Source organism: Serpentinimonas maccroryi, from assembly GCF_000828915.1.
Lineage (GTDB): Bacteria > Pseudomonadota > Gammaproteobacteria > Burkholderiales > Burkholderiaceae_C > Serpentinimonas > Serpentinimonas maccroryi.
In genome coordinates this window covers 1,558,614-1,577,180 of record NZ_AP014569.1, presented here as the reverse complement: position 1 = coordinate 1,577,180, position 18,567 = coordinate 1,558,614, and the positions used below count along the sequence as shown (strand labels likewise).

The following is an 18,567-nucleotide window of genomic DNA, read 5'->3' as shown; positions in this document are numbered from 1 at the left end:
GAGGCGCAGGCCGATTTCAGGCCGTGGTCGTACAGTGCTCGGCGGCTTCCAAGCCGCTGCGCACCGCGCCTTCCAGCGTAGCCGGGTAGGGGCCGTCGATGTAGTCGCCCGCTGCCCACAAGCCCGGTGCAATCGCTGCCGCTGGGCGCTGCAGGGCCGGCGTGCAGGCAAAGGTGGCGCGCTTTTCGATCACCGTCTGCCGCACCTGCTCCCCGTGCAACCCCAGCGCTGCGCGAGCTTGGGCCAGCACGGCGGCTTGCAGCGCGGCTTTGTCCGTGGTGCAGGCACTGGCCACCAGGGCCAGTTCAGCCCAATCCGATTGTTCGCTGACGCGGGGTGCGCGCCCGGCTTGGGTTTGGTGCGCTTGGTCGCCGTGGGCGGGGTGCCTGCTGCCGCTGGTTTGGGCAGTCGCAACCGCTGCCGCCGGCGGCGTTTGCAGCCAATCGCGCCTAAACGCAAACTGCGCTGGGCTGTCGGGCCCGCTGCTGCGCAGCGCCAGCATCGGGTGTGAGCTCGGCCACGGTGTGCGCAGCCAGCCCGCCACATACACGGTGCCGATGGCGGTGTGAGCCAGCGCTGCTGCGGGTTCGATCCAATCCGCAGGGGCCTCTGGCAGACCGCGCAGCAAGCGCGCGGCTGCGGCTGCGGGGCAAGCCAGAATCAGGTTTTCGGCTTCGTACACGGCGCCGGCGCTGTGCACGCGCCAGCGGCCATCTGTGCTGCGTTCTAGGCCGGTGGCGCGCTGCCCTAGGTGCAGTTGCGCGCCGCGCTGCTTGAGCCAGCGCACGGCAGGCAGGGGCAGCAAATCGCCCAAGCAGGTGCGCGGCAACAGCAGCTGCGAAGCGCGCCAAGGCGCATGGCCGGCCCCGAGCAAGGCATCGCGCAGCACCGTCAAAAACACCTGGCCGCTGGCCTGCTGCGCCGGGGTGTTGAGCGCGGCCACACACAGCGGCTCGATCAGGTCGTGCCAGACCCGCGGCGGCAGGCTGGCGCACAGGCCGGCCACGCTCGCGCTCGGGGCGCAGGCAAAGCCGCGCCGGCGCCAGCCCGCCGCCGCTGCCAGCAGCGCCGCCCGGTCGCGCCAGCTCCAACCGCGCGCGCCGGCCATCGCCGCCAGGGTGTCGAGCGGGGCCGGCCAGCGCAGCGCCCAAGACGGTGTAGCCAGCCCGCTGCCGTCGGCAAAGCGCAGATCGAGCGGCATGGCGTGCAGATGCGCGCTCAAGTCCACGCCCAAGCGCTGCATCAGGCCTAGGGTTTGGGTGTAAGCGCCGATCAGGATGTGCTGGCCGTTGTCGAGCTGCAGTGGCGGGGCCGGCGGGATGTCTGAGCCCGACCCGCGCTCGAGCGCCCGCGCGCGCCCGCCCCACGCCCGCGCCGCCTCCAGCAGCGTCACCTCCAGCCCGCGCTCGCAGGCGCGCACCGCCGCTGCCAAGCCGGCCCAGCCGCCGCCGACGATGAGCACGCGCGCTGTCATGGCCGCTGATCCATGGGGGTGCGGTTGCTGCCTAGCCTCACAGCCGCCCCAGCGCCTGCACCTTCCAGGCCAGCCAAAATTTGGTCAAGGGCGTCAGGCGCACGCGCTGCGTGAGCACGCGCAGCGGATCGGTGGCGATCTGCTGCAGCAGCCGGCGGTAGATGCTGGCCATCATCAATCCGGGTTTTTGGGCGCGCCGGTCGGCGGCGGGCAGCAGCGCCAGCGCCTCGTCATAAACGCCGAGCGCGCGCGCTATCTGGAATTGCAGCAGCGCCGTGCAGCGGGCCTCAAAACCGGCTTCGGCCCCCTGGCCGCGCTTGAGCAGCTCGTGCGCCTTGACCTCGAAGCGCTGCAACTCATTGACCGGCAGGTAAATGCGCCCGCGCAGCGCGTCTTCGCCGACGTCGCGGATGATGTTGGTCAGCTGCAGCGCCAGCCCGAGCCGGTGCGCGTAGGCCGTGGTCTGGGCCGTGCTCTGGCCAAAAATGCGCGCCGCCACCTCGCCCACCACGCCCGCCACCAGGTGGCAATAGCGCTGCAGGCCGGGGTAGTCGAGGTAGCGCGACTGCTCCAAGTCCATCTGGCAGCCGTCGATGATCTGCAGCAGGTGCTCGGCCTCGATGCCGTAGGTGGCCAAGTGCGGTTGCAGCGCCTGCAGGGCTGGGTGTTCGGGCACGCCGTGGCTGGTGTCATAGCAGCGCGCCACCTGCAACCGCCACCAGTGCAGCTTGAGCTGCGCCACCGCCGGGTCGTGCACCTCATCGACCACGTCGTCGATTTCGCGGCAGTAGGCGTAAAAGGCGGTGATGGCGGCGCGCTGGGGCGGCGGCAAAAACAAAAAGGCGTAGTAAAAGCTGCTGCCCGAGGCGGCGGCTTTTTGCTGGGCGTAGGCTTGTGGCGTCATGGTCTGGGGGCAATGGGCTGGCGGCTGCTGGCTGATGGCGCAGGGCCTTAGGCCGCAGGCTCGGCCGCGCCGCTCCGGCTCAAAGGGGAGTAGCGCATGAAGGCATGGTAGAGCAAGGGCACCACAAACAGCGTGAGCACGGTCGAAAACGCCAAGCCGTAAACGATGCTGGCCGCCACCGGCCCCCACAGCAGGCTCTCGCCGCCCAAGCCAAAGGCCAAGGAGGCCAGCCCGCCGATGGTGGTGCTGCTGGTGATGAGCACCGGCACCACGCGCCGCCGCGCCGCGTACAGCGTGGCGTGGAGCACGCTCATGCCGGCGCGCAGCCGCTCGTTGGCGGCGTCGATCAGCACGATGGCCGAATTGACCGCGATGCCACCCAGCGCGATCACGCCGTACAGGGTGTAGAGCGAGAGCGGATTGCCTGAAAGCGCCAGCCCAAAAGCCACCCCGGCAAAGGCCAGCGGCACCGCCACCAGCACCATCAGCGGCTGGAAGTAGCTGCGAAACTGCGCCGCCAAAATCAGGTAGATCAGGCCGATGCCGAACAGGAACAGCACCCCCATCGCGTCCAGGCTTTCTTCGATGTCTTCGAGCTCGCCGGTGAAGTCGAGGTCGACGCCCGGGTGCTGGGCGCGGATGCGCTCCCAGCCCGCCTTCACCTGCAGGTTGGCTTCGCGGGTGTCGGTGAGTTCGCGGTCCAGGTTGGCCTGCACGGTGATGGTGCGGCGCAGGTTGTAGTGCCGGATGGCCCCGCGCCCCGGCAACACCTGCACCTCGACCAAGGTGCCTAGGCGCGCGATCTGGCCGTTGGGCAGCGCCACCGGTTCGTTGAGCAGCGCGTCCGGGTCGGGCCGCAGCCCCAGCGCCGAGCTGCTGCGCACCTTGAGCTCGATGCGGTCGCCCTGCAAGCGGGTAAAGGCCACCGTTTCGCCGTCCACCGCCAGCCGCACCAGCCGCGTCACCTGCTGCGCATTGAGGCCGAGCTCGCGCATGGCCTCGTGGTTGAGGCGCAGTTGCAGCAGCGGCCGACCGGGCAGGTTGTCGTCTTGCACGTCTTGGGTGCCGGGGATGGCGCGCACCAGTTCTTTGATGGCTTCGGCGGCGCGTTGAATCTCGTCGAAATCGTCGCCGCGCACCCGGATGTTGATCGGCATTCCCGTGGGCGGGCCGCCGGTGAAGATGAAGAAGCTCTGCTCGCCCGGCGTGTCCATGCCCTCGATGTCGGCGCGCATCGCCTCGACCACCTCCTGCACCTCGCGTGCGTCGCCCGTGCGCGGGTTGAGCGAGACGAAAATCTGGCCGAAGTTGTCGCCATACACCGGCTCGGTGTCGGTAAACATCAGCCCCGCCGTGCTCGAGACCGAGCGCGCCTCGTGCCCCTCCTCGGCCGGCCCCACGCCTTGCAAGCGCGCGCGCACCGCCTGCTCGACCTGTTCGGTCACGGCCATGGTCTGCTCCAGCGTGGCGTTGGCGGGCATGTCCACGTTGACGTAGAAAGCGCGGATCGGGTCAAAGGCAAAGAACTGCACCCGCACCACCCCGACGGCGTACAGCAGCACCGCCAGCCCGATGATCGCCATGGCCAGCGCCGAAAAGCGCTTGGGGCGGCGCAGCACGAAAGCCAGCCACTGCGTGTAGCGCAGCCGCAGGCCGCGGTTGAAGGCGTTGCGCCAGCGCTGCACGCGCGAGGGCGGCCGCTCGAAGCGCCCGCTCACCAGTTGCACGTGCACCGGCAACATCCAGAACGCTTCGATGAGCGAGATCGCCAGCGCCAGCGTGACCACGAAGGGGATGATGAACATGAAGTCGCCCACGATGCCGGGCAGCAGCATCAGCGGCATAAAAGCGGCCATGGTGGTGGCCACCGAGGCCAGCACCGGCTTCCAGACTTCGCCGATGCCATCGAGGCTGGCTTGCAGGGCTTGTTGCCCGCGCTCCATGCGGTAGTAGATCGATTCGGCCACCACCACCGCGTCATCGACGAGCATGCCGAGCGCGATCACCACCCCCAGCAGCACCGAGATGTTGACCGTATAGCCCAGGGGCGCCAGCAGGGCAAAGGTGCCCATGAGCGAAAACGGAATGCCCAGCGCCACCAGCGCGCCGATGCGCGAGCCCAAAAACAGCCAGCACACCGCCAGCACCAGCAGCATGCCGTAGAGCGCGTTGGTCTGCATGATCGAGATGGCTTCGCGCGTGGGCACGGTCTGGTCGTCGCTCAGCTCCAGCCGCAGGCCGTAGAGCGCCAGCGTCGGGTTTTGCGCCGCGATGTAGGCGTTCACCCGGTCCACCAGCTCGAGGGTATTGGTGCCGGCGGTTTTGGTAAAGGGCATCGAAATCGCCGGCTGGCCGTTGACCGAGGCCAGTTGCGCGGCCAGGGCGCGGTCGCGTTCGATCCGCGCCACGTCGCCCAAGCGCACCGAGACACCGGGGCGGCCGGCAGCGGCCACCGGCAAGCTGGCGAGCTCGGAGGGGTCGAGCACCACCCCGCGCACGCTCACCGACCAGGCGCCGCCATCGGTCTTGAGGGTGCCGGCGGCGCTGTCGCGCCACCACAGGCGCAGCGCGTCGGCCACGTCGGTGGCCGTGAGCTGGTGCGCCGCCAGCGCCATCGGGTCGGGGCTGACGCGGATCACCGGGTCGCGCAGCCCCGAGGCAAAGACCTGGTCGATGCCGGTGATGCGCTCCATGTCGGACTGGATGCGGCGGGCGTTGAGGCGCAGCGTTTCGTCGTTGGCCAAGCCGATCAGTTGCACGGTGGCGGTCGGGAAGCCGCTCGAGGAGGTGATCTCCATCACGCGCGGGTCGTTGGCTTCGGGGGGCAGTTCGGCGGTGGCGGCGTTTTGAATCTCGCGCCGCAAATCGTTCATGCGCTGGCTGAACACGCGCGGGCTGATCTCGTGAAAACGCACCAAGATGCTGGAGACGGTTTCGCGCGAGGTCGAGGTGACGAAGCGCACATCCGAGACGCCGGCGATCGCGTCTTCGAGCGGGTTGGTGACCAGTTGCTCGATGTCTTCGGCGCTGGCGCCGGGCAGCGTGGTGGTGATGGTGACCCAGTTGAAGTTGATCTCTGGGTCTTGCTCGCGCGGCATGCTCAGGTAGCTGAGTAGGCCGATCAATATCACCACCACGAAGGCGATGTTGGCCAGCGGGTGGTTGGTGAGCAGGGAGCGAAAGAATTTCATGGGCTGCAGGCGGCGCGCGCTTTAGTTCAGGGCTTGGCCGTCGGTGAGCGCCGCTTGCCCACGCACCACCACCAGGGTGTCGGGCGGCAGTTGGGTGGCCACAGCGCGCCCTTCTTGTGCTCCGGGCAGGCCGATGAAGCGCGCTTGTTGGCCTTGGCGCACGAAGATGCCCAACGCATCGCCCCGGCGCACCATCAGGGCCGCCGGGATGTGGGGCTGTGGGTCGCGCCAGCGCAGCACGCCGCTGCTGCCCGGGGGGGCGGTGCCTGTGGCCGCACCTGGGTCGGTGCCGGGGGCGGCGGCCTCGGCCCAGCCTAGGCGCACGGTTTGGGTGCGGTTGGCGGCCTGCACGGTGGCGCTTACGCGCAGCAGGCGCAGCGGGTGCGTGAGTTCGCTGCCTTGGGGCTGGAACTGCCACGCCCCGGCGCGGCGCAAGCCCGGCACCTCGGCCGGCGGCACATGGGCTTGCACCTCGGCGGCACCGCTTTCGGCGAGCACGAACAGCGGTGTGCCGGGCGCGACCGTTTCGCCCACTTGCGCCGTGCGCTGCACCACGGTGCCGGCAAAGGGGGCCAGCACGCGGGTGCGCTCGAGCTGGCGCCGGGCGCTGCGCAGCTGCGCTTCGGCACTGGCCAGATCGGCCTGCTGCAGCGCGACCTCGGTTTCGCGCTGCGTCAGCGCTTCTTTGGAGAAAAAGCCTTGCGCCACCAGATCGCGGGCGCGTTGCAACTGCGCCAGCCCCAACTGCAAGCGTGACATGGCGGCGTCGCGCCCAGCTTGGGCGCGTTGCAGCGCCAGTTCGTGGTCGGTGGGGTCGATCTGCAGCAGCAGATCGCCGCGCCGCACCGTGGCGCCCACATCGGCGCCCCAGCTCAGCACCCGGCCGCCCACTTCGGCGCTCAGGCGCGACTCGTTGCGCGCCAGCACCGTGGCGGCGGCGCTGCGCTCGGGCTGCAGCCAGACGCTGTCGAGGCGCGCGGTTTGGACGCTGGTGGCAGCGGCGGTGGCGGCTTGGGTTTGGGGGTTTGTGTTTTGGCCTAGGGCGGAGCTGGCACTTAGAAGGCCAAACAAAAGGGCCGCAGCCAGCGGCAAGGCAGACAGCGTGGTTGCGGCAATGGGCAAGGCAGCCAGCGTGGGCAGGGTCGCCTGCATGCGCTGGGCGACTGGGGGGCGGGCAGGGGGCAGCGTGGCAGGCGTGGGCGACGCCGTCAGGCGCGGGCAGCGGTTCATGGGGCTTTTTCCTGATGAGGCGCAAAAGGCGGGGACGGGGGCAGGGCGGCTGCGGGCCGCCAGAGCGCGCGCCACAGCAGCAGCGGAGCATCGGGGGCGCGCAGGCGCGGCCGCTGGCACCAGGTGCGGCCCCCCAAGGTTTCGATTTTGTCCAAAATGCGCAACCCCCCCTGCACCACCAGGCGCAATTCCCAGCCCACGCGGCCGGGCAGACGCCACGCCAGCGGGGCGCCTTGGTGCATCAGAGCGCGGGCATGGGCGCACAGTTCCAGCAGCATGGCCTGTGCCTGCGGCTGTTCGCCGGCACTTGGGTGCAGGCTCTCCAATTCAACCCCGTGGCGCCGCAAGGCGGCCAAGGGCAAGTAGTGGCGCTGGCGCGGCAGGTCGAGGCTCAAATCCTGCCAAAAGTTGATCAGTTGCAGCGCGCTGCAGATGGCGTCGCTCTGCTGCAGCGAACGCTCGTCGCGCACGCCATAGAGGTGCAGCAGCAAGCGCCCCACCGGGTTGGCCGAGCGGCTGCAGTAGCCGAGCAGCTCGGGCAAGTCGGCGTACAGCTGGCCGCTGGCGGTGCGGCGCACGTCTTGCTCGAAGGCATCGAGCAGGTGCAGCAGCGACTCCAAGGGCAGCTGCCAGGCGTGCACCTGCTGCGCCAGCGCGGGCATGATGTGCGGCCAGCACTGGCCTGCAGCCGGCGTTGCATCCGGTGCAGCAGTTGCAACTGCGGCCAGAAATTCGGCGCGGTAAGCCTGCAAATCGAGTAGGCGCTGCGCTGCGCTGGCGTTGCCCTCATCAGCGATGTCGTCGGCGCAGCGCGCAAAGGCGTAGATGGCCCGCACCGGCGCACGCAAGGCAGGCGGACACAGCCACGATGCCACCGGAAAGTTTTCATAGTGCGCCACACCATGCACAGGGTTTACCATCGGATCGATTATGCCGCGCTTGGGTGCATGGCGTGTGTCGCTGGCTGGGTCGCGGGCAAAGCGCGGGCTGCCTTACAATCTCGGCTTTTCCCGCGCCCACCCAAGGACCTCCTTGCTACGGCGCGGTCAGGCGCGCGGGTGGCGAAATTGGTAGACGCACCAGGTTTAGGTCCTGACGGTGGCAACACTGTGGGGGTTCGAGTCCCCCCCCGCGCACCATTGAAACAAATAACCTCATCCCGAACACCGGGGGTCTTGGCCTTGCAGGCCGATCCCTCAATGGAGTAATCAGCATGGCAGTCACCGTCGAAACACTGGACAAGCTCGAACGCAAGATCACGCTCGAGCTGTCGCTGGAGCAGATCAACCAGGAGGTGCAAAACCGCCTCAAGCGCATGCAGCGCCAGGTCAAGCTCGACGGCTTCAGGCCCGGCAAGGTGCCGCTGAGCGTGGTGCAAAAGCGCTACGGCGGTTCGGTGCACTACGAGGTGATGAACGACCAGCTCGGCCAAGCCTTCCAGTCCGCAGCCCAAGAAGCGCAGCTGCGCATCGCCGGCACCCCGAGCATCAGCGAAAAAGAAGGGGCGCCAGAAGGCGCGGTGGCTTTTGAGGCGGTGTTTGAGGTCTATCCAGAAGTCAAAATCGGCGACTTGAGCGCGGCCACGATCGAAAAATTCAGCGCCACGGTGGACGAGGCGGCCATCGAGCGCACGCTCGAGATCTTGCGCAAGCAGCGCCGCAGCTTTGTGGCCCGCGCCGCCGACGAGCCGGCGCAAGAAGGCGACCAGGTGCGCATCGACTTCGAAGGCAAGATCGACGGCGAGCCCTTCGAGGGCGGCAAGGCCGAGGGCTTCCAGTTCGTGCTCGGCGAAGGCCAGATGCTCAAAGAATTTGAAGAGGCCGTGCGCGGCATGCGCGTGGGCGAGTCCAAAACCTTCCCGCTCAACTTCCCAGCCGAGTACCACGGCAAAGACGTGGCCGGCAAGCAGGCCGATTTTCTGGTCACATTGCAGCAGCTTGATGCGGCGCAACTGCCGGCGGTGGACGACGAGCTGGCCAGTTCCCTCGGCGTGGCCGGCGGCAGCGTGGACGCGCTGCGCGCCGACATCCGCAAAAACCTCGAGCGCGAAGTCAAGTTCCGCTTGCAGATGCGCAACAAGACGGCGGTGATGGACGCGCTGGTGGCGCAGTCCGAGCTCGACGTGCCCAAATCCAGCGTGGCGGCCGAGGTCGAGCGCCTGATCGAGGGCGCGCGCGCCAACCTCAAAGAGCGCGGCGTCCAAGGTGCCGATCAGGCACCGATCCCGGCCGAGCTGTTCCAAGCCCAAGCCGAGCGCCGCGTGCGCCTGGGGCTGGTGGTGGCCGAGCTGGTCAACGCCAACCGCCTGCAAGCCACGCCGGAGCAGGTCGATGCCCACATCCAAGAGCTGGCCAGCTCCTACGAGAGCCCGGCCGACGTGGTGCGCTGGTACCAGAGCGACCGCCAGCGCTTGGCCGAAATCGAGGCGCTGGTGCTGGAGAACAACGTCACCGAGTTCGTGCTGGCGCGCGCGCAGGTGAGCGACAAAGCGATTGCTTTCGACGAACTGATGGGTAAGGGCTAAACCATGAGCGCACTTCACACACAAGCCTTGGGCATGGTGCCCATGGTGATCGAGCAGTCGGGCCGCGGCGAGCGCGCCTACGACATCTACTCGCGCCTGCTCAAGGAGCGCGTGGTGTTTCTGGTGGGTGAAGTCAACGACCACACGGCCAATCTGGTGGTGGCGCAGCTGCTGTTCCTCGAGAGCGAAAACCCGGACAAGGACATTTCGCTCTACATCAATTCACCCGGTGGCAGCGTGAGTGCAGGCATGTCGATTTTCGACACCATGAACTTCATCAAGCCCGAAGTGTCCACGCTGTGCGTGGGCATGGCCGCCAGCATGGGGGCTTTTTTGCTCGCGGCCGGGGCCAAGGGCAAGCGTTTTTCGCTGCCCAACTCGCGCGTCATGATCCACCAACCGCTGGGCGGCGCACGCGGCCAAGCGACCGACATCGAGATCCATGCGCGCGAGATCTTGCGCCTGCGCGCCGAGCTCAACCGCATCTTGGCCGAGCGCACCGGGCAGGCGCTAGAAAAAATCGAGCGCGACACCGAGCGCGACTACTTCATGTCCGCCACCGAAGCGGCCGAGTACGGTTTGATCGACAAAGTGATCGACAAACGCGGGTCTTGATAAGCCCTTCACGGCTGCCGCCTGCTTTGCAGCAGGGTGGCCGCGAAGGCGCTATGATGGTGCGCAACCCATCCTTTGATGCAACGAGAACCTAACCTAGGCGCGCCCCCATGCCCGAACGCAAAGGCCCCACCAGCCCGAAAAACCTGTTTTGCTCTTTTTGCGGCAAGAGCCAGCACGAGGTCAAGAAGCTCATTTCCGGCCCTTCGGTGTTCATCTGCGACGAGTGCATCGCGCTGTGTGCCGACATCATGCGCGACGAGCTGCCGCAGACTGCCATGGGCAAAGGCGGCTCTGGCGCCGACGCGCTGCCGACGCCGCTGCAAATCAAGCACCACCTCGATCAGTACGTGATCGGCCAAGAGGCGGCCAAAAAAACCTTGTCGGTGGCGGTGTACAACCACTACAAGCGCCTGCGCCACCGCGATCATTCGAGCAAAGACGACGTCGAGCTGGCCAAAAGCAACATCTTGCTCATCGGCCCCACCGGTTCGGGCAAAACGCTGCTGGCCGCCACCATGGCGCGCATGCTCAACGTGCCCTTCGTCATGGCCGACGCCACCACGCTCACCGAGGCCGGCTACGTGGGCGAGGACGTAGAAAACATCATCGCCAAACTGCTGCAAACCTGCAATTACGACCCAGAAAAAGCGCAGCGCGGCATCGTTTTCATCGACGAAATCGACAAGATCACGCGCAAATCCGAAAACCCCTCCATCACCCGCGATGTCTCGGGCGAAGGCGTGCAGCAGGCGCTGCTCAAGCTGGTCGAGGGCACGGTGGCCTCGGTGCCGCCGCAAGGCGGGCGCAAGCACCCGAATCAGGACATGATTCAGGTCGATACCTCCAACATTTTGTTCATCTGCGGCGGCGCCTTTTCGGGTTTGGAAAAGGTCATCGATGCGCGCACCGAAAGCGGGGGCATCGGCTTTGGCGCAACGGTCAAGAGCAAGCAGCAGCGCAGCCTGAGCGACGTCTTTGCCGAAGTCGAACCCGACGACTTGGTGCGCTTTGGCCTGATCCCCGAGCTGGTCGGGCGCTTGCCCGTGGTCACGGCGCTCGACGAGCTGGGCGAAGATGCCCTGATCGACATCCTGACCGAGCCCAAAAACGCCGTGGTCAAGCAGTTTGCGCAGCTGCTGCACATGGAGGGCGTGGAGCTCGAGGTGCGGCCGGCAGCGCTCAAGGCGATTGCGCGCCACGCCATGAAGCGCAAAACCGGTGCCCGTGGCCTGCGCTCCATACTCGAGCAGGCGCTGCTCCAGACCATGTTTGAACTCCCGAGCCTGAGCAACGTCGAAAAGGTGGTGGTCGATGAAACCACCATCGAAGACGGCAAACCGCCGCTGCTGGTCTATCGCGAGGCTGCGCGCCAGGCCTGAGCGTGCGCTTGGGCCGCAGCGCGCCCGCTGCGCGCGCGATCAATGGCGCGCGATCCGGCTTGGGCAAATTTGCTGCGACCAGTGCCTTGTTTCGCGCCTGCGCGCCCCCACATGGCAGCCATAGATTGAGGTACAAAGATGTCTGGACACCCCCCCCTGCCCAACGAGCCCCTGACGCTGCCGCTGTTGCCCTTGCGCGACGTGGTGGTGTTTCCGCACATGGTGATCCCGCTTTTTGTCGGCCGGCCCAAGAGCATCAAGGCGCTGGAAGCGGCGATGGAGTTCGATCGGCGCATCGTGCTGGTGGCGCAAAAAACCGCCACCAAAGACGACCCGACGCCGCAAGACCTGTTCGAAGTCGGCTGCGTGGCCAGCATCTTGCAGATGCTCAAGCTGCCCGACGGCACCGTCAAGGTGCTGGTCGAAGGGGTGCAGCGCGCGGCCGTGCAGAAGTTGCACGAGAGCGAGACGCACTTCGAGGCCGAGGTGCTGCCGGTCAGCGCCGAAGACGAATTCGCACAGGTCGATGCCACCGAACTCGAGGCGCTGCGCCGCGCGGTGATGCAGCAATTTGACCAATACGTCAAGCTCAACAAGAAAATCCCGTCCGAGATCCTCACCTCGATTGCCAGCATCGACCACCCCGGCCGGCTGGCCGACACCATCGCCGCGCACCTGCCCTTGCAGCTCGAGGCCAAGCAAAAGGTGCTCGACCTCAACCCCATCGTGGCGCGGCTCGACAACCTGTTTGAGCAGCTCGAACGCGAGGTCGATATCCTCAACGTGGACAAGCGCATCCGCGGCCGCGTCAAGCGCCAGATGGAGAAAAACCAGCGCGACTTCTACCTCAACGAGCAGGTCAAGGCGATCCAGAAAGAGCTCGGTGAAGGCGAGGAGGGCGCCGACATCGAAGAGATCGACCGCAAGATCAAGGCCGCCAAAATGCCGCCCGAGGCGCGCAAAAAGGCCGAGGCCGAGCTCAAAAAACTCAAGCTGATGTCGCCCATGTCGGCCGAAGCCACGGTGGTGCGCAACTATATCGACGTGCTGAGCAACCTGCCGTGGAGCAAAAAAACCAAGATCAAGCACGATCTGGGCTTTGCCGACCAGGTGCTCAACGAAGACCACTACGGCCTCGACAAGGTCAAGGACCGCATCCTCGAGTACCTCGCGGTGCAGCAGCGGGTGGACAAGGTCAAGGCACCGATCCTGTGCCTGGTCGGGCCGCCGGGGGTGGGCAAGACCTCGCTCGGGCAGTCGGTGGCGCGCGCCACCGGGCGCAAGTACGTGCGCATGGCGCTGGGCGGGATGCGCGACGAAGCCGAAATCCGCGGCCACCGGCGCACCTACATCGGCGCGCTGCCGGGCAAGGTGCTGCAAAACCTGAGCAAGGTTGGCACCCGCAACCCATTGTTTTTGCTTGACGAGATCGATAAGCTCGGGATGGACTTCCGGGGCGACCCGTCGTCGGCGCTGCTCGAGGTGCTGGACCCGGAGCAAAACCACACCTTCAGCGACCACTACGTTGAAGTGGATTTCGACCTCTCCGACGTGATGTTCGTGGCCACCTCGAACACGCTCAACATCCCACCGGCGCTGCTGGACCGCATGGAGGTGATACGCCTGTCGGGATACACCGAGGACGAAAAAGCCCATATCGCGCTCAAGTACCTGCTGCCCAAGCAGCTCAAGAACAACGGCATCCGCGAGGGTGAACTCGATCTGAGCGAGGCGGCGGTGCGCGACGTGGTGCGCTACTACACCCGCGAGGCCGGCGTGCGCGCGCTTGAGCGCGAGCTGTCCAAAATCTGCCGCAAGGTGGTCAAGGGGCTGCTGCTCAAAAAATACACCGCTCCGGTGCAGGTCAACCCCGACAACCTCGCCGATTTTCTGGGGGTGCGCAAATACACCTTCGGCCGTGCCGAGCAGAACAACCAAGTCGGGCAGGTGGTCGGGCTGGCGTGGACCGAAGTCGGTGGCGATTTGCTCACCATCGAGGCCGCGCTCATGCCCGGCAAGGGCAACGTCACGCGCACCGGCCAGTTGGGCGAGGTGATGAAAGAGTCGGTCGAGGCCGCGCGCACGGTGGTGCGCAGCCGCGCGCGGGCGCTGGGCATCAAGACCGAAGCCTTCGAGAAGAACGACATCCACATCCACGTGCCCGACGGCGCCACGCCCAAAGACGGCCCCAGCGCCGGCGCGGCCATGACCACGGCCATCGTCTCGGCCCTGACCGGCATCCCGGTGCGCGCCGACGTGGCCATGACGGGCGAGATCACGCTGCGCGGCGAAGTGACCGAAATCGGCGGCCTCAAAGAAAAACTGCTGGCGGCGCTGCGTGGCGGCATCAAAACGGTGCTGATCCCGCAAGCCAACCTCAAAGACCTGACCGAAATCCCCGACAACGTCAAAGAAGGGCTGGAGATCGTGCCGGTGCAGTGGATCGACCGTGTGCTGGAACTGGCGCTGGAGCGCCTGCCGTTGCCTTTGACGGCCGAGGATGAGGCGGCGGCTGCGGCTGCGGCCACCACGGCTGCTGCGGTTGCCGACCCTGCGGGCGCGGTGACTCTGAAGCACTGAGGGCGGAGCCGGTTCAGGGTGGCGTGCGCGCTGCCCTTGGCCGGTGTTGCGCCGCTGCCGGCCAGCGCTGCGGCCATTTTTGTGGCTGGCGTGTGTGTCGAGGGGCTGAATTTCGGTATAGAATAGCGGCTCTGTAGTCGGTCGGTGCCAGCGGTGCCGCAACAGGCTGCAAGATGCGGGAATAGCTCAGTTGGTAGAGCGCAACCTTGCCAAGGTTGAGGTCGCGAGTTCGAATCTCGTTTCCCGCTCCAATGGTTTTCGGTGGCAAACCTGCAGTTTGGTCTCGGGTTTGCCTGTGCGGTGCGGCGCTCAGCGCTTTGCCGGGTTTGCAAAAACAATGGCGCGGTAGCAAAGCGGTTATGCACCGGATTGCAAATCCGTGTAGGTCGGTTCGACTCCGGCCCGCGCCTCCAGCCTTACCAAGCGCTGGCCCTTGGGTGTCAAAGCCCACAGCGGTTCAGTCGATGCGGGAATAGCTCAGTTGGTAGAGCGCAACCTTGCCAAGGTTGAGGTCGCGAGTTCGAATCTCGTTTCCCGCTCCATTTCTCACTTCCCCCCCCCCCTTACGCCGCCTTGTGCGCCGATCCCCTTGGGGGGTCGCTCGCTGCATGTCCCCCCAGGACCAGGCCGGGAGGGAAACAGATGCGCTTCTTCAAAGCACTTTAACGCACCGCCACTTTGGATTGGTTGGCGTTGGCTTGCGCGCTGCGGACTGCCGTGGCTGGTGCTGAGCGCTGCGCAGCTTGCTGCGCCGATCTGGGGACAGCAGCGCGACTGGATGCGCTGCCGCTGCGGGCCGGGGCACTGGCGGCGCGGCTGGCGGCAGAGGCGCGCTGCTGGACGAGCAGCACCTGACCGGTGCGCAAGGTGGCGTTGGGGCGCAGGTTGTTCCAGCTGCGCAGGTTGGCCACGCTCACGTTGTGGCGGCGCGCCAGCGCCGAGAGGGTGTCGCCGGCGCGCACGGTGACGCGGCTTTGGCGCGTCTGGGGTGCCGCGCCGGATGCAGAGCCGGTTTCGCGCCCGAGCAGAATCTGGCCACCGTCGGCGATGTGCTCGGGCACGTCGGCGTTGTGGCTGTCTTGGCGCGGCACCAGCAGGGTGGTGCCGGCACGCAACTGGCTGGCGCGGCGCGGGATGTCGTTGACCTCGCGCAGACGGGCCTCGCTCAAATCGTGGCGCTGTGCGGCTTGGGCCACACTCATGCCTTCGGGCACGCGCCAGGCAGTCCAGGTGGCCCACGGGCCTTGGTGCGCGCGCAGGCGCTGTTGAAACAGCAGCGCGTTGTCCCACGGCAGCAAGATGGTGGGGGTGCCCGCTGCCATGATCAGCGGTTTGTCGTGCGCCGGGTTGAGCTGGCGAAAGTTTTCGACGCTCACTTCGGCCAGTTCGGCCACCAGCGCCACGTCGATGTCGCGCTCGAGCGTGACGCTGTCGAAGAAGGGGTGGTTGCCTATGGTGGGCAGCGCGATGCCCAGACGCTGCGGATTGCGGATCAGGTTTTCGATGGCTTGCAGCTTGGGCACGTAGTTGCGTGTTTCGTTCGGCATGCGCAGGTCGAGGTAGCCGGTGCCCAAGCCAGCGGCGCGGTTGGCGCGGATGGCGCGCTGTACGTTGCCGTTGCCCCAGTTGTAGGCCGCCAGCGCCAGCTGCCAGTCGCCAAACATGCGGTGCAAGCGCTCGAGGTAGTCGAGCGCGGCGTTGGTGGAGGCGAGCACGTCGCGCCGGTCGTCGCGAAAGGCGTTTTGCATCAGGTCGAAGGAGCGCCCGGTGGCGGGCATGAACTGCCACAGCCCGGCGGCCTTGACTGGCGAGACCGCCTGTGGGTTGAAGGCGCTCTCGATGAAGGGCACGAGCGCGACTTCCATCGGCAGACCACGGCGCTCGACTTCTTCGACGATGTGAAACAGGTATTTGCTGCTGCGCAAAACCATGCGCTCGAGGTTTTGCGGCCGGCTCGCGTGCCACTGCTCGTGCTGGCGCACGAGGTCGGTTTCGAGGTCGGGCATGGCAAAGCTGCGCCGCATGCGCTCCCACAGGTCGCGCGGGGCTTCCAGCGAGGCCACCGCCACGGTGGTGCTGGAGGCGTTGCTGTTGCCCAGTGCCAGCAAAGGGCCGCTGGGAATGATCGGCCGCAAACCGAGGCTGCCGCCCGATTGGGCCAAGCCCAGCGGGGGGGGGTGATCGGCCGCGCCTTGAAGCATGGCGGCGGTGCTGAACGGGGCGGTGCCGAATGGGGCCGCGTGGGCGGGCTGGATGGTGCTCTGGCCGCTGCCAGTGCCGCCGGGGGTGGCGCAGGCGCCGAGCACCAGGGCGGCTGCCAGCGGCAGCACGAGGCGCAGGGTGCGGCGGGCTATGTTTTGGGTAATGGTTGTCATCAGCTGGGTATCTGTCGCAAATTGTGGCGATTATCGGGCTTGTTGCAAAGCGTTGGCAAGCGCGCCACGGCACGCTCTGGTGCGCAGGCGCCTGGGCCGGGGGGGCACTGGGCTCAAACAAACACGTCTTTGCAACGCCGCAGGGCGGTAAAGGCATGCACATCGGCAGTCCAACGAGGGGCTGATTCGAACACTGGTTTTGCAGCCAGGCCGGTTTGCAGGGCTTCGGGTGTGGCAGGGGCTGCATCCGCATCAAATCCAGCCAGCGCGAGCTTTGGGGCCAGCCGTTGGAGGGCATGGCGCAGCGCGGGTTCCCGGCTGCGCAGAAAGGGGTTGAGCGCGCGCTCCAGCCCGATGCGGCTCGGCAGGGTGGGGCGGCCGGCTTGGCGCTGGCGCTCGCACCAGCGCTGGTGGTCGGCCAAGCCCGGGTGCTCGGGTTCGAGGGCGCGTGCAAAGCGCAGGTTGGAGAGGGTATATTCGTGGGTGCAGCAGACCAAGGTGCTGTCGGGCAAGGCGGCCAGCCGATCCAAGCTGGCCAGCATCTGCGCCGGGCTGCCCTCGAACAGGCGGCCGCAGCCGATGGAAAACAGGGTGTCGCCGCAAAACAGCAAGCCCTCGGGGCCGAGCGGCTGGCCGCGCGCTGAGGCCGGGTCGGGCGCGCTGGCAGCAGCGGGAACGCTGACAAGATCGGGAGCGCTTCCAGGTGCGGGAGCGCTTGCTAGTTCGCTTGCGCTTGCAAAGCCGGGTGCGCTATCCACCGGGCCGTCAATGCTGGCTGGCGCAAAGCCCGCGCAGTACCAAGCGATGTGCCCGGCGGTGTGGCCCGGCACCTCGATCACCTCAAAGGAGCGGCCGAGCAGCGCTACGCGCTCACCGCCGCGCACGTGCTGCACACCATCGGGCAAAGGCTCGCCGGTTGGCCCCCAAGCCGGCGCTGCCGTGGCCGCGCGCAGGGCCGCCACGCCGCCGGTGTGGTCGCCGTGGTGATGCGTGAGCAAAATGCCCGCCAGTTGCAGGCGCTGCGCCGCCAGCCAAGCCAGCACCGGTTCAGCCTGTCCGGGGTCCACCACCCAAGCTTGGGCGCCGTCGTGCAGGGCCCAGATGTAGTTGTCGGTCAGGGCGGGGATGGGGTGCAGCTGGTGCGTGGTCATGGTCACCATTGTCGGTCAGGCGCGGCGTTGCGCCGCTGGGTACCCCGGCGCGCTGGTGGACAATCGGGGCTCAAGCTCAACCCCCTACCCAATGCAAAGGTGCGCGCGTGCTGGACCGTTTTTTGGATGCGCTGTGGCTGGAAGATGGGCTGGCGCCGCTGACGCTGGCCGCCTACCGCAGCGATTTGCAGCAGTTGGCCGACTGGCTGGCGCAGCGCCGCGCGCAGCCGCCTGCTTTAGCTGCATCGGCTGCATCGGCCGCCCCCGCAGAGCCCGGCAGAGCTGCCGGCGCGCAACCAGCCACCGTTGCCGCCCCCGCCGCCACGCTCGAGCAAGCGCAAGAGGCCGATCTGCTGGCTTATCTGGCCGCTTGCCACGGCAGCAGCCGCGCCAGCACGGCCAACCGGCGCCTGAGCGTGATCAAGCGCTACTACCGCTGGGCGCTGCGCGAAGGGCTGCTGGCGGCAGACCCGACGCTCAAGCTGCTCAGCGCCCAGCGCGCGTTGCGCGTGCCCAAAACGCTGAGCGAAGCGCAGGTGGAGCGGCTGCTGCAAGCGCCGGATACGGCAGAGCCGCTGGGCTTGCGCGACCGCGCCATGCTCGAACTGTTGTACGCCAGCGGCTTGCGCGTGAGCGAATTGGTGGGCTTGCAACTGCACCAACTCAGCCTGGCCGATCAGGTGCTGCGGGTGTTGGGCAAAGGCGCCAAGGAGCGCCTGCTGCCCTTTGGCGACGAGGCGCTGCACTGGCTGCGCCGCTATCTGAGCGAGGCCCGGCCCGCCATCTTGGCCGGGCAGGTGAGTCACGATCTGTACGTCACCGCGCGGGGTGCGGCCATGACGCGCGTCATGTTCTGGCTGCTGGTGAAAAAATACGCCCGGCTGGCGGGCATCGACACGCCCTTGTCGCCGCACACGCTGCGCCACGCCTTTGCAACCCATCTGCTCAATCACGGCGCCGATTTGCGCGCCGTGCAGCTGCTGCTGGGCCATGCCGACATTTCCACCACCACCATCTACACCCACGTGGCGCGCGCGCGCCTCAAACAACTGCACGCGCTGCACCACCCGCGGGGCTGATGCGGCCAGCCTGTGCAGGTGCCTAGGTGCAGTCGGCGGCACCTCATCGGCGGCACGCCAGC

Annotated in this window: 12 protein-coding genes and 4 tRNA genes; 9 read left to right on the top strand and 7 right to left on the bottom strand. The window is 67.1% G+C overall.

What is annotated here, in order from left to right:
- Window positions 1-16: 16 nt before the first annotated feature.
- Genes SMCB_RS07235 through hpnC form a run of 5 tightly spaced genes read right to left on the bottom strand, consistent with a single transcriptional unit; the run spans window position 17 to window position 7,719 of the window.
- Window positions 17-1,474 (bottom strand): hydroxysqualene dehydroxylase, encoded by a 1,458-nt coding sequence (locus SMCB_RS07235; RefSeq protein WP_045535946.1) that lies wholly within the window; start codon window positions 1,472-1,474, stop codon window positions 17-19.
- 37 nt (window positions 1,475-1,511) lie between these two features.
- Window positions 1,512-2,378, bottom strand: coding sequence for a presqualene diphosphate synthase HpnD (gene hpnD / locus SMCB_RS07230; RefSeq protein ID WP_045535945.1), 867 nt, complete (start codon window positions 2,376-2,378; stop codon window positions 1,512-1,514).
- A gap of 47 nt (window positions 2,379-2,425) precedes the next feature.
- Window positions 2,426-5,569, bottom strand: coding sequence for an efflux RND transporter permease subunit (locus SMCB_RS07225; RefSeq protein WP_045535944.1), 3,144 nt, complete (start codon window positions 5,567-5,569; stop codon window positions 2,426-2,428).
- Between the two features lie 21 nt (window positions 5,570-5,590).
- Window positions 5,591-6,799 (bottom strand): efflux RND transporter periplasmic adaptor subunit, encoded by a 1,209-nt coding sequence (locus SMCB_RS07220; protein WP_052468446.1) that lies wholly within the window; start codon window positions 6,797-6,799, stop codon window positions 5,591-5,593.
- The gene (gene hpnC / locus SMCB_RS07215) at window positions 6,796-7,719 is read right to left on the bottom strand and encodes a squalene synthase HpnC (protein ID WP_082027295.1); all 924 of its coding nucleotides are present in this window, start codon (window positions 7,717-7,719) and stop codon (window positions 6,796-6,798) included. Before hpnC ends, SMCB_RS07220 begins: the two co-directional genes overlap by 4 nt.
- A gap of 132 nt (window positions 7,720-7,851) precedes the next feature.
- Between hpnC and SMCB_RS07210 the strand changes: the two genes are divergently transcribed.
- From SMCB_RS07210 to SMCB_RS07175, 8 genes are all read left to right on the top strand, one after another.
- Window positions 7,852-7,938: transfer RNA gene (locus SMCB_RS07210), tRNA-Leu, on the top strand.
- 74 nt (window positions 7,939-8,012) lie between these two features.
- Window positions 8,013-9,323, top strand: a complete 1,311-nt coding sequence (tig, locus tag SMCB_RS07205; protein WP_045535943.1) for a trigger factor — start codon at window positions 8,013-8,015, stop codon at window positions 9,321-9,323.
- Between the two features lie 3 nt (window positions 9,324-9,326).
- Window positions 9,327-9,938, top strand: coding sequence for an ATP-dependent Clp endopeptidase proteolytic subunit ClpP (gene clpP, locus SMCB_RS07200; protein WP_045535942.1), 612 nt, complete (start codon window positions 9,327-9,329; stop codon window positions 9,936-9,938).
- A 110-nt stretch (window positions 9,939-10,048) separates the two neighbouring features.
- Complete coding sequence (gene clpX, locus SMCB_RS07195) at window positions 10,049-11,320, top strand: ATP-dependent Clp protease ATP-binding subunit ClpX (protein ID WP_045535941.1); 1,272 nt, start codon at window positions 10,049-10,051, stop codon at window positions 11,318-11,320.
- A gap of 138 nt (window positions 11,321-11,458) precedes the next feature.
- Entirely contained in the window at window positions 11,459-13,900 is a 2,442-nt protein-coding gene (gene lon, locus SMCB_RS07190; RefSeq protein ID WP_045535940.1) for an endopeptidase La, read from the top strand.
- A gap of 175 nt (window positions 13,901-14,075) precedes the next feature.
- Window positions 14,076-14,151 (top strand) — tRNA-Gly (locus SMCB_RS07185).
- Window positions 14,152-14,239: 88 nt separating this feature from the next.
- Window positions 14,240-14,313, top strand: a tRNA-Cys gene (locus tag SMCB_RS07180).
- 53 nt (window positions 14,314-14,366) lie between these two features.
- A tRNA-Gly gene (locus SMCB_RS07175) sits at window positions 14,367-14,442 on the top strand.
- Between the two features lie 120 nt (window positions 14,443-14,562).
- Here SMCB_RS07175 and SMCB_RS07170 read toward each other — a convergent pair.
- Both SMCB_RS07170 and SMCB_RS12475 read right to left on the bottom strand, forming a co-directional pair.
- Window positions 14,563-16,275, bottom strand: a complete 1,713-nt coding sequence (locus tag SMCB_RS07170) for a transglycosylase SLT domain-containing protein (protein ID WP_231851179.1) — start codon at window positions 16,273-16,275, stop codon at window positions 14,563-14,565.
- 113 nt (window positions 16,276-16,388) lie between these two features.
- A complete protein-coding gene (locus tag SMCB_RS12475) occupies window positions 16,389-17,426 on the bottom strand; it encodes a hydroxyacylglutathione hydrolase C-terminal domain-containing protein (RefSeq protein ID WP_082027294.1) in 1,038 nt (345 codons plus the stop codon).
- Between the two features lie 107 nt (window positions 17,427-17,533).
- Here SMCB_RS12475 and SMCB_RS07160 point away from each other — a divergent pair, with 107 nt between their 5' ends.
- Entirely contained in the window at window positions 17,534-18,505 is a 972-nt protein-coding gene (locus tag SMCB_RS07160) for a site-specific tyrosine recombinase XerD (protein WP_045535939.1), read from the top strand.
- Window positions 18,506-18,567 lie beyond the last annotated feature (62 nt).